This window comes from Kitasatospora sp. NPDC022785 (genome assembly GCF_055561295.1).
Map to the genome: position 1 here is coordinate 516976 of NZ_JBVHHB010000001.1, position 13813 is coordinate 530788.

The 13813-nt window shown below is 72.3% G+C and carries 14 protein-coding genes and 1 pseudogene; 7 read left to right on the forward strand and 8 right to left on the reverse strand.

Annotated elements, in window-relative coordinates; translation table 11 throughout:
* Positions 1-99 precede the first annotated feature (99 nt).
* Positions 100-1218: an alpha/beta hydrolase gene (locus ACZ3YO_RS02235; RefSeq protein ID WP_465563660.1), complete on the reverse strand. Its 1119-nt coding sequence runs from the start codon at positions 1216-1218 to the stop codon at positions 100-102.
* Between the two features lie 206 nt (positions 1219-1424).
* On the opposite strand from ACZ3YO_RS02235, the gene ACZ3YO_RS02240 reads away from it, so the two are divergent.
* On the forward strand, positions 1425-2384 hold the full coding sequence (locus ACZ3YO_RS02240) for a hypothetical protein (protein WP_465563663.1): 960 nt from the start codon (positions 1425-1427) through the stop codon (positions 2382-2384).
* A 202-nt stretch (positions 2385-2586) separates the two neighbouring features.
* Here the strand turns inward: ACZ3YO_RS02240 and ACZ3YO_RS02245 are convergent, their stop codons facing one another.
* Positions 2587-3231 (reverse strand): TetR/AcrR family transcriptional regulator, encoded by a 645-nt coding sequence (locus tag ACZ3YO_RS02245; RefSeq protein WP_465563665.1) that lies wholly within the window; start codon positions 3229-3231, stop codon positions 2587-2589.
* Between the two features lie 119 nt (positions 3232-3350).
* Here ACZ3YO_RS02245 and ACZ3YO_RS02250 point away from each other — a divergent pair, with 119 nt between their 5' ends.
* On the forward strand, positions 3351-3761 hold the full coding sequence (locus ACZ3YO_RS02250; RefSeq protein WP_396319213.1) for an ester cyclase: 411 nt from the start codon (positions 3351-3353) through the stop codon (positions 3759-3761).
* 248 nt (positions 3762-4009) lie between these two features.
* Here the strand turns inward: ACZ3YO_RS02250 and ACZ3YO_RS02255 are convergent, their stop codons facing one another.
* From ACZ3YO_RS02255 to ACZ3YO_RS02265, 3 genes are all read right to left on the reverse strand, one after another.
* Positions 4010-4420, reverse strand: coding sequence for a winged helix-turn-helix domain-containing protein (locus tag ACZ3YO_RS02255; protein ID WP_465563668.1), 411 nt, complete (start codon positions 4418-4420; stop codon positions 4010-4012).
* On the reverse strand, positions 4417-5250 hold the full coding sequence (locus ACZ3YO_RS02260) for a hypothetical protein (protein WP_465563670.1): 834 nt from the start codon (positions 5248-5250) through the stop codon (positions 4417-4419). Before ACZ3YO_RS02260 ends, ACZ3YO_RS02255 begins: the two co-directional genes overlap by 4 nt.
* Positions 5251-5528: 278 nt before the next feature.
* Positions 5529-6263, reverse strand: a complete 735-nt coding sequence (locus tag ACZ3YO_RS02265) for a dienelactone hydrolase family protein (protein ID WP_465563672.1) — start codon at positions 6261-6263, stop codon at positions 5529-5531.
* A 286-nt stretch (positions 6264-6549) separates the two neighbouring features.
* Between ACZ3YO_RS02265 and ACZ3YO_RS02270 the strand changes: the two genes are divergently transcribed.
* Positions 6550-8094 (forward strand): putative Ig domain-containing protein, encoded by a 1545-nt coding sequence (locus tag ACZ3YO_RS02270; protein WP_465563675.1) that lies wholly within the window; start codon positions 6550-6552, stop codon positions 8092-8094.
* Between the two features lie 239 nt (positions 8095-8333).
* Here ACZ3YO_RS02270 and ACZ3YO_RS02275 read toward each other — a convergent pair whose 3' ends face one another.
* Positions 8334-8951 carry a hypothetical protein gene (locus tag ACZ3YO_RS02275; RefSeq protein WP_465563677.1) on the reverse strand — a complete coding sequence of 206 codons (618 nt, stop codon included), beginning with the start codon at positions 8949-8951 and terminating at the stop codon, positions 8334-8336.
* A 225-nt stretch (positions 8952-9176) separates the two neighbouring features.
* On the opposite strand from ACZ3YO_RS02275, the gene ACZ3YO_RS02280 reads away from it, so the two are divergent.
* Positions 9177-9434, forward strand: coding sequence for a hypothetical protein (locus ACZ3YO_RS02280; RefSeq protein WP_465563680.1), 258 nt, complete (start codon positions 9177-9179; stop codon positions 9432-9434).
* Between the two features lie 198 nt (positions 9435-9632).
* Entirely contained in the window at positions 9633-10883 is a 1251-nt protein-coding gene (locus ACZ3YO_RS02285; protein ID WP_465563683.1) for a hypothetical protein, read from the forward strand.
* A gap of 22 nt (positions 10884-10905) precedes the next feature.
* Here ACZ3YO_RS02285 and ACZ3YO_RS02290 read toward each other — a convergent pair.
* Positions 10906-11004 (reverse strand): annotated as a pseudogene (locus ACZ3YO_RS02290) (MBL fold metallo-hydrolase); the annotation flags it as partial.
* A 228-nt stretch (positions 11005-11232) separates the two neighbouring features.
* Here ACZ3YO_RS02290 and ACZ3YO_RS02295 point away from each other — a divergent pair.
* The gene (locus tag ACZ3YO_RS02295; RefSeq protein WP_465548324.1) at positions 11233-11814 is read left to right on the forward strand and encodes a SigE family RNA polymerase sigma factor; all 582 of its coding nucleotides are present in this window, start codon (positions 11233-11235) and stop codon (positions 11812-11814) included.
* Complete coding sequence (locus ACZ3YO_RS02300) at positions 11804-13033, forward strand: hypothetical protein (protein WP_465563685.1); 1230 nt, start codon at positions 11804-11806, stop codon at positions 13031-13033. Before ACZ3YO_RS02295 ends, ACZ3YO_RS02300 begins: the two co-directional genes overlap by 11 nt.
* A 46-nt stretch (positions 13034-13079) precedes the next feature.
* Here the strand turns inward: ACZ3YO_RS02300 and ACZ3YO_RS02305 are convergent, their stop codons facing one another.
* Positions 13080-13790, reverse strand: a complete 711-nt coding sequence (locus tag ACZ3YO_RS02305; RefSeq protein ID WP_465563688.1) for an aspartate/glutamate racemase family protein — start codon at positions 13788-13790, stop codon at positions 13080-13082.
* Positions 13791-13813 lie beyond the last annotated feature (23 nt).

Genomic DNA, 13813 nt, shown 5'->3' on the forward strand with positions numbered 1-13813 from the left:
CGGCGGGGCGCCGGGGCCGCCGACGAGCACGGGGGCCGCGGGGCGGGCGGGACACCGGGCCGCCCCGGGGTGCCGGGGTGCCGGGGCGCGGGGCCGGGCTCAGGCCGCCTGGGGCATCGTCAGGTGCTTGCCCAGCCACTCCAGCGCGGGCGGGATCTCCCGGGTCCAGGTGTGGAAGTTGTGCCCGCCGGTGTCCAGGGTGATGGTGGAGAGCTTGGTCGGCGCCTTGAACGACTTCACCATCTCCTGGGTGGCGGCGTAGTTGTTCTCGTCGTAGGCGGTGCCCAGCAGCAGCGACACGGGTGCGGCCGGCTTGTTGTGCAGCCGCCACAGCAGGTCGTTCTCCTGCTTCAGCTGCCCGTTGCCGGCGAAGAGGTCGCCGGTGGTCTCGTCGATCGGTGCGGTGTAGTAGCCGGAGAGCGAGACGGCGGCCGGGTACGAGTCGGGCTTGCGCAGGGCGAACTTGAGCGCGCAGTAGCCGCCGGTCGAGTTGCCGATGACGGCCCGGTTGGACGGGTCGGTGCCGAGCCGGTAGGTGGTGGCGAGCGCCTTGGGCAGGTCGCTGGTGAAGAAGGTCTCCACCTGAGGGCCGTTGGGGACGTCCACGCACTCGGTGTCCCGGTTGCTGACGAGGGTCGGGCGCAGCATCACGAGGACGGTCGGCGGGAGCTTCTTCTGGTCGATCGCCTCCAGGGTGGAGGCGGGGTACTGCATCAGCGAGATCAGCTTCTCCGGCGTGCCGGGGTAGCCGGCCAGGACCAGCGCCATCGGGAACTTCCGCTGCGCGTACTCCGGCTGGAAGTACTGCGGCGGCAGATAGACGAAGCCGTCGGTGCTCAGGCCGCTGACGGCTCCTTTGACGGCGACCTGGTGGATCAGGCCGACGCGCTCCGGGTTCGAGCCCTGCTCCGCGTAGAACTTCTGCTCGCCGGTGATGGCGACGGCGGCGTTCGGCTGGTGGTCCACCACCGTGCCGGGCCCGCCGTTGGTGCCGAGCAGGTCGGTCCAGGAGCTGTAGAAACCGAAGTAGCCGTTGGCGATCAGGCCCATCGCGACCAGCACCGCGAGCTGGGTGGCGAGGAAGGCGCCGATCCGCCCGAGCCAGGCCTTCCAGCTCCGTCCGCCGAATCTCGGCCAGAGCCACATCGTGGCGGCGAACACGCAGATCGCGACGACGGAGGCGATGATCTGGAGCGGGAGTCCCGTGAGGCTGAACACGAGCCCGATCGTAGTTGACCGCGTCGCCCGCTCTGCGCGCCCCCATGTGCGCCGGTCCCGCGCTTCTGTGCGCCTCTTGTGCGCCCTGTTGACCGCGTCCCCCCGGCTCGGGATCATGTCGGCGGGGATTGCACGGAGCGTGCATCAGAGCTCACAGGGCCCGGTCACGGGACCGACGGGCCAAGGGACCACACCGGGGGAGCGGCATGAAGTCCTTCACCAAGGCCGGCCTGGCGGCCGGCGCCACGCTGCTGCTGGCAGCGTGCTCCAGCGGGGGATCAGGGGGTGCCGACGGGTTCGGCCTGGGGCCGGGGAAGACCGACGCGCCCTCCGCGAGCGCCACCCCGACACCCACGCCGACCCCGACCCCGACGCCGACCAGGCCGCCGTACGGGCCGGTGCTGACGGGCTACATCGACCCGGTCAGCACCGCGCTCGGCAAGCTCAACGCGTCCGCGAGCCTCGACGCCTTCTCCACGGCCCTCCAGGAGGCCGCCGCCGCGGCCTCCAAGGCCGGCAGCGGGCTCGGCCTCGCCGACGAGCCGGCCACCGTCACCACCGCCCAGCGCCAGCTGGTGGTGGCTCTCGGCCAGCTCTCCACGGACCTGACCAAGGTGCGCAGCGACATCAAGGCGAAGAACGTCTGCGCCACCACCTCGGCCTTCGCCGAGGTCGGCCAGTCCGAGGGTCTCAAGGGGGTGCCCGCCGCGCTCGCCCAGATGACCGCGGCCGGCTACCCCGCCACCTTCAACGTCCCGCAGGCCCCGCAGCTCCAGACCCGCACCCTGGAGAACGGCACCCTGGTCCGCCAGGGCCGCCTCAAGGGCGAGGGCGTCCTCAACGTCGACAACGGCGGCAGCTCCGACGCGGTGGTCTCGCTCGCCCAGAACGGCAAGTCGATCCACTCGGTGTACGTCGGCAAGGGCAAGAAGGCGTCCATCGAGGGCGTCGAGGACGGCACCTACGACGTGTACTTCGCCGGCGGCGTCGACTGGGACCCGTCACTCAAGGCGTTCACGCAGAGCTGCGACTTCAGCAAGTTCGACGACACCATGGCCTTCGAGACCGGTCGCACCTACACCTCGTGGTCGATCACCCTCCAGCCGACGGTCGGTGGCAACGCCAAGACCAGCGACGTGGACGAGGGCCAGTTCCCGCAGCCGTAGGCCCGTGTGAGGTCGCGTCGGTGGCGCCGTCGGCCGGACAGGCCGGCGGCGCCACTGTGCCGGGTGCGCCCGGTCCGGCCCCGGGCGGTCCCGGGGCGGCGGTTCCGGTGTCGGACGGGTCGCGTGTCGGGGGGTTCCGGCGCCGGGTGGTCCCGGATCGGCGGATCCGGGAGCGGGTGGTCCGGCGCCGGGTGGTCCCGGGTTATCCGAAGGCCGGGGCGAGGGTGCGGGCGACCGTCTCCACCGGGGGGAGGTGACGGACCGCGGCCTCGCCGAGCAGGTGGCTGTGGAGGGCGCGCTGGTGGGCCGCGCCGACGAGGAGGAGGGCGGCGGCAGCCGGGTCGAGTGCGGCCGGGAGCCGGCCGGCGGCCTGGCGGGTGCGGAGGGCGTCGGCGACGGCCCCGAGGGCGAGGTGCGGGCCGATCTCGCCGCCGCGCTCGGCGAGCAGCCCGCGCAGCTGGGCGTCGGACTGGACGGCGCCGAGGATCGGCATGATCCGGCGGTAGAACTGTTCGAGCCGGGTGAGCAGGGCGGTGAGGTCGGCCTGGAGGTCGCCGCCGGACCCGTTCTCCGAGCCGCCCCCGGGGCCGCCCCCGGGGCCGTCCTCGAAGGTGCCCAGCACGGCCGTCGCGTCGGCGAAGGCCGGCAGGTGCAGCCCGACGACGGCCTGGAGCAGGCCGAGCCGGTCACCGAAGTGGTAGAAGATGCTCGACTCCGCGACGCCCGCCCGGCGCGCGATCTCCTTGGTGGACAGCGCCAGTCCCGCGTCCCCGAGCACCTCCTCGGTGGCCTTGAGCACCGCTTCCCGTACCCCGGTCGAGGGTCGACCCCGTCGTGCCTGGGCCATGCCCGGCCTCCGTCTCTCCGTGCCGTCCCGGCTGCTTGAGTAATCGCTCAGGAAGAGGTTAACTTACTGATGGATCACTCAGTAATCAGCTCGGTCATCCACCTCGGGAGGGAACCCGCATGACCACCGTCGAGTACCGCAAGAACGCGATCCGCCGCCTCTACAAGGCACTTGAGGCCGGTGACGTGGACGTCGCCGATGAGCTGTTCACCGCCGACTTCGTCACCAGCGAAGGCCGGCACCAGAACGTCCGCGGCCCGCAGGGCTTCAAGGACGCCATCCGCGAGGTGCACGCCACCCACGCCGACCCGTCGTTCGAGATCCTCGACCTGCTGGGCGAGGGCGACGACGTCGCCGTCCGCTGGCGCATGACGGCCACCCACTCCGGCCCGCTGATGGGCATCCCGGCCACCGGCAGGCGCGTCAGCATGGAGGCGTTCGCCCTGTTCCGCTTCGTCGGCGACCGCATCAGCGAGCGGCACGCCGTCATCGACCGGCTCGGCCTGGTGCAGCAGCTCAAGGGCGAGTGACCGGCGCCGGGTGCGCGACCACGCCCGTCGCTGCCCGCCGGGGCGTTGCCGACCGTGGGTGCTACCCGCGGAGCACCAGTCGCAGCAGCCTCATGAACCGTCTCCGTCCCCGTGCGCCATCCGGCCGACGGTGCCGGCGACCGGCCGACTCCCCTGTGGTGGCGGCCGGTTGGTGACCACGGTGGCGGGCGCGGGCGCGGAGGCCGGCCGGCTCCGGTCGGACGACGACCGGAGCCGGCCCCGCACGGTCACGCCTCGGTCGGTTCCGGCCACGGGCGGGAGGAGTCCAGTCGCTGGACGAGTTCGCGCAGGGCCCTCAGCTCGCGTTCCAGTGCCTCGGCCCCCTGTGCGGTCAGGGTGACCCAGGTCCGCGGCCGGCGGCCGGCGTAGCCCTTCGCGACCACGATCAGGCCCGAGTCCTCCAGCACCTTGAGATGCCGGGACAGATTGCCGTCGGTGACGCCGAGCTGACCCTTCAGGTAGCCGAACTCGACGCGGTCGGCCTCGCGGCTGATGGTCAGGACCCCGAGCCGCACGCGCTGATGGACGGTGTCGTCCAGGTCCTGGGTCGGGTGGGGGCCCTCGGGTTCGCCGGCTTCCCGGCCCCGGTCCCCGGCTTCATCCTGGCCCCGGCCCCCGGGCGCGTCGGCAATGCTCATGAGGCGACCGTACTCGACGCGCCCGAGCCCGCCGCGGCCCGACCGCGGGCCACCGCCCGCTGCGCCAGCCAGGCCGTCAGCAGCACGGCGGCCAGCAGGAACGCCTTCAGCTGCGGGCCGTCGGCCCAACCGGTGCCGTCCGACTGCACCCACGGGATCCAACTGCTGCCCCAGGACGCCCCGAGGTAGGCGGAGAGCAGCGCGATGTGGGCGAGGGCCGCGCCCACGACGATACGGCTGCGCTCGGCCAGGCCGAGGACGAGCAGTCCGATCCCGACCGCGTACCACGGCGAGGTGTAGCTGTTCTCCAGCACGGAGAGGGTGAAGGGCTGGTTCCGGAGGAACAGCAGGGCGAGCAGGACGGAGGCGACCAGACCGGTGGCACCGAGACCCCCGACGGCCCAGGCGGCGCGGCGGGGCACGATCCCGCGCTCCTCGCCGCGCAGCCGGTACCAGCGCGCGAGGACGAGCCACGCCAGCGGAAGCACCGCGAACCATATGCCCCAGGCCACGAAGCGGAGCACGGATCCGTCGAACTCGCCCGCCTGGCAAGGGGCGTCGGGCGCGTGGGACACACAGAGGCCGGTCAGCTCCGCGTAGGCGAAGGCCGGGTAGGAGCTGACGTCGCGGGCATTGGAAGCGAAGTTGAACGCCTGCCGGGCGACCGGCACGGCCGCCAGCGAGAGCAGGCCGAAGGCCAGCAGCGGCACGCCCGAGCCGTGGAGCCGGATGCGGGCGCGTGCCCGGAGCGTCTCCGTTCCCGCCAGTAACTCGGCGGCCCTTACCGGGTCTTGCGGACCGACAGCGGCGATCTGATCGGGTGTTGCCATGGCCTACCCCCTGGTTGTCGCGCCGGTGCCGGCGCGGAGCGGACGGCGAGCGCTCCGTGCTCGCCGTCTGCGTCAACTTTGCAGTGCAAAGTAGATGGCAGTCAAGAGCTGATGGCATGACAAACTACTGTGTGCAGCGGTGAGATGAGGCGCCCGATGTGATGCCGAGGGCCGGTTCCCGTCGGGAGCCGGGGAACAGGAAAGGCCCCGACGGTGATCCGTCGGGGCCTTCCGGGGCGACTCCGCGGGGCGGCACAGCACCCCCGCGGCGGGTCCGCCTACAGGTACGTCTGCAGCGCCGCGTACACCCGGCGCCAGGCGTCCGCGCCGGCCTCCGGGTCGTAGTCGGCGGGGCGGTCGGAGCAGGCGAAGCCGTGGTTGGCGGCGGGGTAGGTGACGAGGTCGTGCGGGACCTTGGCCTCGGTGAGGCGCTCACCGGCCTGCTCCCACTCCTCGGCGGGGATGATGTGGTCCAGTTCGCCGCGGAAGCCGAGCAGGAACACGCCGTTGGCGGCGATCCGCTCGCTCGTCTCCAGCGGCGGGACCGGGCCGACCAGCGGGAAGCCGCTGTTGAGGAGCCAGCCGGGGTAGAAGACGGCGGCGAGTTCGAAGCGCAGCTCGGTGGCCGCGCGCACCGCGATGTGCCCGCCCATGCTGAGCCCCAGGAAGGCGACGCCCCGGCCGCCGGCCTCGGTGCGGGCGGTCGCGAGGGCGGCCGCGGCGTCCGCGACCAGCTCGTCGCGGTCGAGCGCGCGCATCAGCACCAGGCCGGACTCGCGTTCCTCGGCCGTGTAGCCGAGTTCGGTACGCCGGGCGTTGCGCCAGTAGTAGTCGGGTGCGATGGCGACGTACCCGGCCGCCGCCAGTTCGGCGCAGGTGTCGCGGACGTAGGCGTTCACGCCGTACAGCTCGGAGCAGACGACGACCGCGCCCCGGGCCTCGCCCTCCTGCGGGCGCTGGATGTAGGCCTCGACGCCGTCCGGTTCGCCGAGCGCTTCCCACTGACCGGCCATCAATTCCCCCGTGCTGCTTGTCGAAAAGTGCCGCCCAGCATCCTAGACGGTGCCCGTGGGCGGCCGGTCGAGTGAGTGGGGGTCGGCAGCCGGCCGGCCGGCCGGGCGGGCGGCGGTCGAGCGGCCGCAGGGTGGCCGGTGTGCGGCCGGCGAGCGGCCGGGTGAGTGGAATTCCGGTGGCGAGTTCTGCAGGCATGGTTGACGCATTGAAGTGGTCATGGCACTTTCGTGCGGCGCGGGCGTCCGCAACCGGTCGTACGCCCCGCAATCCCCCACAAGGAGAGCCATGTTCAGAAGATTTGCCGCCCTCGTCGGCGCGGGCGCAGTTGTCGCGGGTGGGCTCACCCTGGCCGCCACCCCCGCGCAGGCGGTCCAGGCAGGCGACCTGACGTCCACCATCGCGCTGAGCAACTGCTCCGCCTCGCTGGTGCGTTACCCCTCATCGGTCGACACCGACCGGGCCATGATGCTCACCAACGGCCACTGCCTGCCGACGATGCCGGCGGCCGGGGTGGTCATCCAGAACCAGAGTGCCAGCCGCAGCGGCACGCTGCTCAGCTCGTCCGGCTCGTCACTCGGCACCGTCCAGGCGGACAAGGTGCTGTACGCGACGATGACCGGCACCGACGTCGCCCTGTACCAACTGACCGACACCTTCGGTTCGGTCACCAGCAAGTACGGCGCCACCGCCCTCACCATCAGCGACACGCACCCGGCCGACGGCTCGGCGATGTACATACCCTCGTCGTACTGGAAGCAGGTGTGGAACTGCTCGATCAACGGGTTCGTCCCCACCCTGCGCGAGGACGCGTGGACCTGGCACGACTCGATCCGCTACAGCACCGGCTGCAACACCACGCACGGCACCTCCGGTTCGCCGATCGTCGACGCCGCGACCAAGAAGATCGTCGGCATCAACAACACCGGCAACGACGACGGCGAGATGTGCACGCTCAACAACCCGTGCGAGGTGGCGGCCGACGGCACCACCAAGGTCACCAAGGGCCAGAGCTACGGTGAGGAGACGTACTGGTTCACCACCTGCCTCGGCAACGGCCGCGTCATCGATCTCAACGTCAGCGGCTGCCTGCTCACCAAGCCGGCCGGCAGCGGCGCCGTCTCGGTCGCCAACCCGGGCAACCAGACCAGCGCACTGAACGGTCCGGTCAACCTCCAGATCGCGGCGAGCGGCGGCACCGCACCGCTCACCTACTCGGCCGCCGGGCTGCCGGCCGGGCTCTCGATCAACGCGTCCACCGGCCTGATCACCGGCACCGCGACGACGGCGGGCACGTCCACCGTGACGGTCACGGTCAAGGACGCGGCGGGCAAGACCGCCACGGCGACCTTCAGCTGGACGGTCAGCCGGGGCGACGGCTGCACCCCGGCGCAGCTGCTCGGCAACGCGGGCTTCGAGACCGGCGGCGCCGCCCCGTGGACCGCCACCAGCGGCGTCGTGGACAACAGCGCCTCGCAGGCCGCCCACTCCGGCTCCTGGAAGTCCTGGCTGAACGGCTACGGCTCGACCCACTCGGACAACCTCTCGCAGACGGTCACCGTCCCGCCCTTCTGCAGGGCGTCGCTCAGCTTCTACCTGCACGTCGACACGGCCGAGACCGGCACGACGGCGTACGACAAGCTGACCGTCACGGTGAACGGCACCGCGCTGAAGACCTACTCCAACGTGGACGCGGCCGCCGGCTACCAGCTGCGGACCTTCGACCTCTCGTCCTACGCGGGCCAGTCGGTGACGGTCAAGTTCGCCGGCACCGAGGACTCCTCGCTGCAGACCAGCTTCGTGATCGACGACACCTCGATCCAGACCAGCTGACGCCTTCGCGGTAACCCCTCGTGGCCGCCCGGTCCTTGACCGGGCGGCCACTCGCGCTCGACGGCCGGGCGCGCGGCTTCGGGGGCGACCGGCTGGGCCGGGCGCCTTCGGGCCGGCCACCACTCGTGGTAGCTCGCGGGAACGACGCCGCCCGCACACTGACATCACATCATCGAGCCTCAAGAACCGCTCAACTTCCGCGTGAACAGGTCGAGTCCATGACAGCTCCCGGGGGGCTGCTACTCCGTGACCTTCAGGGCCAGCGTCCGGGCGCCGTACTCGACCCCGGAGACCTGGTAGCCCACCCGCGTGTCACCGAGCGGCGCGTACGCGGCCACCACGTAGAAGGCCTGGTTGAGGCCCTCCCCGTTCACGGTGATGGTCCGCTCGACCTCGCAGCGCGCGTCGTCGTCCCCCTCCCACACGACCTGGAGCACGCTCCCCGCCTTCAGTACCCCCATCGCCGGGACCACCACGGTGACCTGGGCCATGCGCCCCAGTGCGAGCGCGCCCTCCCACGCCCCCTCGACCAGCGGCGCCGGCATGAGGAGTTCCGCGGCGCTCACGGTAAGGCGGAACGCCGTGAGGTCGTCGCCCCAGGCGGCGGTGACCTCCACCTCGCCGGGCGCCTCCCCGGCGACCAGCTCCACGGCGGCGAACCCGTCCTCGTCGGCCTTGACCGTGACCGTCGCCCCGGCCGCGCCGCCGAGCGAGGCGGCTCCGGAGACCGTGAACGTCACGTCCGCGTCCGGCGCCGGCATCTCGTCGGTGAAGGCCCGCACCCTCAGCGCGTCCGGGAACCGCGACCCGACCGGCGCCGTCCAGCCGTCCCCGCCAACGATCTGAACCCTGTCCACGGTCGTCACCCTGCGCCACCCCATTCTGCTGTTTCCGGCTCCTGCTCTTGCGGACGGATCATTTCATCCGGCGAGTGTCGGACCGGCCGTCAGAACCGAATCCCGACCGGCCGAGCGAAGCGGAGGCGGAGGGTTTCGGCCACCCTGACCGTCCGGAGGTCCGGCGAGCCGATCACCTTCCGGGGCCGGGGGGATCAGCAAGTCCACGTTGCACGGCCGGCTTACGTGGGCGGCGTCCCGGCCGGGGCGACCGCCGCGGCCGTCAACCTGACCGCGACCGGGGCCACGGTGCCCACCCGCCTCCCCGCCTGGGCCGGCGGCGGCGCCCGCCCCGGCACCAGCAACGTCAACGCCACCCCCGGGCTGGACGTCCCCAACCACACCACGATCCCGGTCGATGCGCAGGGCCGGTTCGACCTCGCCAACAACGCCGGGACGACGCACGTCGTCGCGGACCTCTTCGGCTACTACCGGAAGCAGTAGCGCGCGCACGGACACCCGAGGCCCGGTACCCCGTCCGTGGGGTGCCGGGCCTCGGGTGTTCCCGCCGTCGCGGGCCCCGGGGAAACCGCCGGAGGAATTCTCGGACCGACCTGCAACCCGGGCCGGGGCCGGACGTCCAAGGAATAGCGGTGCATCCGGAACCACCGGACCACCGGACTTACTTGGGGGGAACCAAGCATGCGCGTCCGCAACACGACCACCCTCGCCGTCCTCACGGCGCTCGCCCTGACCGTGCCCGTCCTGGCCGTCTCGCCGGCCGTCGCCGCCCCGACGGCGGCGTCGGGCTGGTCCGACGGCGTCACCGACCCGGCTGGCTTCGTGGGCATGGCCCCGACCCGGATGCTGGACACCCGCACCGACAACACGCCGAACCACGACCCCCGCACGCCGATCGGCCCCGGCGAGCACTACGTGGCCCCTCTGCAGGGCGACGTGATCCCGCACGGGGCGACGGCCCTGCTGGTCAACGTGACCGTGACCGACCCGACCGCCGCGGGGTACGTCGCGCTCGGAGGCGGCGGCGTGCCGGTGGGCGGAGGAGCGCCCGCCACCTCCAGCCTGAACTTCGTCCCCGGCCAGACGGTCTCCAACCTGGTCACGGTCGCGCTCGGGCAGGACGCGGTACGGCCCACCGTCGACGTCTTCAACAGCGCCGGGAAGACCGACGTCATCCTCGACGTGGTCGGCTACTACCAGCCCGGCACGGGCGACAAGTTCGCCCCGCTGGCCCCGGCCCGGATCACGGACACCCGGACCGACAGCGCCGGCCCCATCGGCGGAGGAACGGCCCGCACGATCAAGGTCGCCCGCCCCGAGCTCGGCACGGGTGACGCCCGCGCGGTGGTCCTCAACGTCACCGCCACCGACAGTTCCGCGGACAGCTACGTGACGGTCTACCCCGGCGGCACGGCCCGCCCGGCCGAGGGTTCGAACATCAACGTCCCCGTACGGCGCAGCGTCCCGAACCAGGTGGTGGTGCCGGTCGGTGAGGACGGGCGGATCAACATCTACAACAACGCCGGCGCGGCGAACGTCGTCGTCGACCTCGTCGGCTACTACGGCCCCTCGGGCACCGGCCTGTTCCGCGCCCTCAAGACGCCCCTCAGGCAGTTCGACAGCCGCCTCACCGGCAGCCGGATCGACTACCACCAGACGAAGCAGATCCAGGCCCTCTCGACGGACGGCTCCACCCCCGACGTCGTGGCCGTCGAGGCCAACGTCACGGCCACCGACATCTCCACCCCCGGACACCTCACGGTGTACCCGGGGCCGAACCGGCCGGACACCTCCAACCTCAACGTCGAGCTGGAGATGACCTCGGCCAACTCGGTGACCACCGGGCTGAACGGGGACACCTTCTCGGTCTTCAACGCCGGCGGTCCACTCGACCTGATCACCGACCTCACCGGCTACTTCACCAGGAGCTGACGCACCCGGGTGGTGGCAGTCCCGGGGTGAGGGACCGTCCGACGTGCGTGACGATCAGCCGGGCGGCGCCGGCCGCACGGGCGGTGTCGCCCGCCTCCTCCGGGGTGTGGTGGACCGGGTCGCGGTGGGGTACGGGGTGGCGCTGCCGAGGACGGTGAGGCGGAGGGGGGCGCCGGTCATCCGGGGAGTCTAGAACGCCCGCTCCCCAGGTGGCGTGCGTTTCCGGTGGGCCTGTGCCCCCCTCCGATCCGGTGGCGCGGCCCGGTGCAGGAGCGGCGTGGGACATGTTGTGTGAAAGTTCTCGTCCGAGGGCTGCCACATGACCGCGGGTCAGCGGCGTTAGAAGGTCATGAGTCAAACACCGAGCGCGGACACCCCGGCAGAGCCGGCGCCGCCCGACTTCCCGGCCTTCGTCGCGTCACGGGGGCGGTACCTCCTGCGCACCGCCTTCCTGCTCACCGGCGGCGACGCCCACCTCGCCGAGGACCTCGTGCAGGAGGCGCTCGGCCGGATCTTCGTGAAGTGGCGCAAGGTCTCCCGCCTCGACAACCCGAGTGGGTACGCGCAGACCGTGCTGGTCAACACCTTCCTGTCGTACCGCCGCAAGCGCAGCAGCTCCGAGCGGGTCACCGACACCGTGCCCGAGACCGCCGTGGACGGCCCCGACCCGGCGCTGCGGCTGACGCTGTTGCGGGCGCTCGGCGAGATACCGGCGCAGGACCGGGCCGTGCTGGTGCTGCGGTTCTGGGAGGACCGCAGTGTCGAGGAGACGGCCGCGACGCTGCGGCTGAGCAGTACGGCCGTGCGCTCGCGCAGCAGCCGGGCGCTGGCCCGGATGCGCGCCGCGCTCGGCGACGACCTGGGCGTCGGAGCGGGTCGCGCGCCCCAGGACCCGACCACCGAGAAGGCGGTGCTTCGCCATGCCCTTTGAAGACGACTTCGCCCTGGCCCTGCGCGACGCGGCCGAGTTGGCGCCGGAACCCGTGAGCCACACCGCCCTTGCCGCCGGAGCCGAGCGGCGCGGCCGCCGTGGGCAGCAGCGCCGGCGGGCCGCGGTGGCGGGCGGGTTGGCGGTGCTGCTGCTCGCCGCGGGCGGTGTCGCGGCCCTCGGCGGCGGTGTGGTGAACGCCGGTCCGGCCGGCCCGCCGCTGCCGTCGATGTCCGCCGACGAGGTGGTCACGCTGGTCACCGGTCTGCTGCCGGAGGGGAAGGTGACCGTGCTGAACACCGGCGGCACCGGCGAGGGCAAGCTGCCGGGGCACGAGTACGGGACCGGCGCGACGCTGCTGTTCGACGACGGCAAGGGGGCGAGCATCTTCTACTTCAGGGTGGAACGGACCGAGTTGACGCCCGAGGCGGGCGCGGTCTGCACGGACCCGTTCTCCACGCCACAGGACTCCTGCGACCGCGCGACGCGCCCGGACGGCTCCGTCGTGGTGATCGACAAGCTGCGGAGCAGGCCCCCCGAGGGAGACCATCGGGAGTGGCGGGCGACCTGGGCGGCCCCCGACGGCCGGCGGGTCAGCATCACCGAGTACAACGGTCAGCCTGCCACGCCCAACCGGGATGCCCCGCCGCTCGATGCAGACCAGCTGACCGCCCTGCTGACCTCCCCGGCCTGGGAGCAGGTCTTCGCCGCGCTGCCGCTGCGGCCCGATGCGCCCAAGCCACAGAAGGACTCCAGCCCGCCGAGCGCCGAAGCGACCCCGTCGGCGGCCGAGGTGGTCGCCAAACTGGTCCCGCTGCTCCCGCCGGGGACCACCCAGTCCGAAGTGAAGGGGGGCAGCAGTGCCAACCTGCTGGTGACCTTCGAGGGCCGCTCCAGCCTGCTGTCGGTGGTGCTGGGGCCGCCCGGCGACCGGGGGCGGAAGGACAAGGAGTACGCCGAGTCGGAGGGTTCGGCCGGTCCGCTGGCCGTGCGGGAGAAGCGGGCCGACGGCAGCACCGTCGTCCTCAACCAGTTCGGGAACGGCAAGACCGCCACCCAGCCGGTCCTGCACTGGACGGCCGCCGTGTACTACGCGGACGGCCGACAGGTGATGATCTCCGAGCAGAACGGTGAGAACGGCTACACCGCCCGGCCCGGGACCCCGGCCCTGAGCCTCGACCAGCTCAAGGCCATCGTCACCGATCCGGTCTGGCGGTCCTGACCCGCCGTCGGCGTCGCCCTGTCACAGGGGAGCAGGGCGACGCCGGCTAGCGCGCGTCCCCGAGCGCGTCCCCGAGCGCCGCCTCGACGGCGGCCTCGGCGTGCAGGCGGGCGGTCGGGAAGAGCGGCACGGGGCTGTCCTCCTCACCGACCAGCAGCTCGATCTCGGTGCAGCCGAGGATCACGCCCTCGGCGCCGGCGGCGACCAGTTCCTCGATCACCCGCCGGTATCCGGCGCGCGACTCCTCGCGGACGACGCCCAGGCAGAGCTCCTCGTAGATCACCCGGTGGACGAGGGCGCGCCCGTCCGCGTCGGGGACGACGACGGTGAGGCCGTTCGCCTCCAGCCGGCCCCGGTAGAAGTCCTGCTCCATGGTGAACGCCGTCCCCAGCAGGCCGACCCGGCGCAGCCCGGCGGACCGGACGGCGTCGGCGGTCGCGTCGGCGAGGTGGAGCAGCGGGACGGAGACGGCGGCCTCGACCTGGTCGGCGACCCGGTGCATGGTGTTGGTGCAGATCAGCAGCAGCTCGGCGCCGGCCGCCTCCAGCGAGCGCGCCGCATCGGCGAGGACCTCGCCCGCCTCCGTCCAGCGGCCCTGCGCCTGGAGGCGTTCGATGGCGGCGAAGTCGACGGAGTAGAGCACCAGCCGGGCGGAGTGCAGGCCGCCGAGCCGCTCGCGAGTGAGCTGGTTGAGCGTCCGGTAGTACTCGGCGGTGGACTCCCAGCTCATGCCGCCGATCAGGCCCAGTGTCTTCATGGGCACATATAAACATTGCTGGG

Excerpts from the sequence above, each read along its gene's own strand:
- ACZ3YO_RS02240 (WP_465563663.1), top strand. The coding sequence starts at position 1,425 with ATGAAGTCCTTCACCAAGGCCGGCCTGGCGGCCGGCGCCACGCTGCTG.
- ACZ3YO_RS02285 (WP_465563683.1), top strand. The coding sequence starts at position 9,633 with ATGCGCGTCCGCAACACGACCACCCTCGCCGTCCTCACGGCGCTCGCC.
- ACZ3YO_RS02255 (WP_465563668.1), bottom strand. The coding sequence starts at position 4,420 with ATGAGCATTGCCGACGCGCCCGGGGGCCGGGGCCAGGATGAAGCCGGG.
- ACZ3YO_RS02250 (WP_396319213.1), top strand. The coding sequence starts at position 3,351 with ATGACCACCGTCGAGTACCGCAAGAACGCGATCCGCCGCCTCTACAAG.
- ACZ3YO_RS02265 (WP_465563672.1), bottom strand. The coding sequence starts at position 6,263 with ATGGCCGGTCAGTGGGAAGCGCTCGGCGAACCGGACGGCGTCGAGGCC.
- ACZ3YO_RS02305 (WP_465563688.1), bottom strand. The coding sequence starts at position 13,790 with ATGAAGACACTGGGCCTGATCGGCGGCATGAGCTGGGAGTCCACCGCC.
- ACZ3YO_RS02260 (WP_465563670.1), bottom strand. The coding sequence starts at position 5,250 with ATGGCAACACCCGATCAGATCGCCGCTGTCGGTCCGCAAGACCCGGTA.
- ACZ3YO_RS02245 (WP_465563665.1), bottom strand. The coding sequence starts at position 3,231 with ATGGCCCAGGCACGACGGGGTCGACCCTCGACCGGGGTACGGGAAGCG.
- ACZ3YO_RS02295 (WP_465548324.1), top strand. The coding sequence starts at position 11,233 with ATGAGTCAAACACCGAGCGCGGACACCCCGGCAGAGCCGGCGCCGCCC.
- ACZ3YO_RS02270 (WP_465563675.1), top strand. The coding sequence starts at position 6,550 with ATGTTCAGAAGATTTGCCGCCCTCGTCGGCGCGGGCGCAGTTGTCGCG.
- ACZ3YO_RS02300 (WP_465563685.1), top strand. The coding sequence starts at position 11,804 with ATGCCCTTTGAAGACGACTTCGCCCTGGCCCTGCGCGACGCGGCCGAG.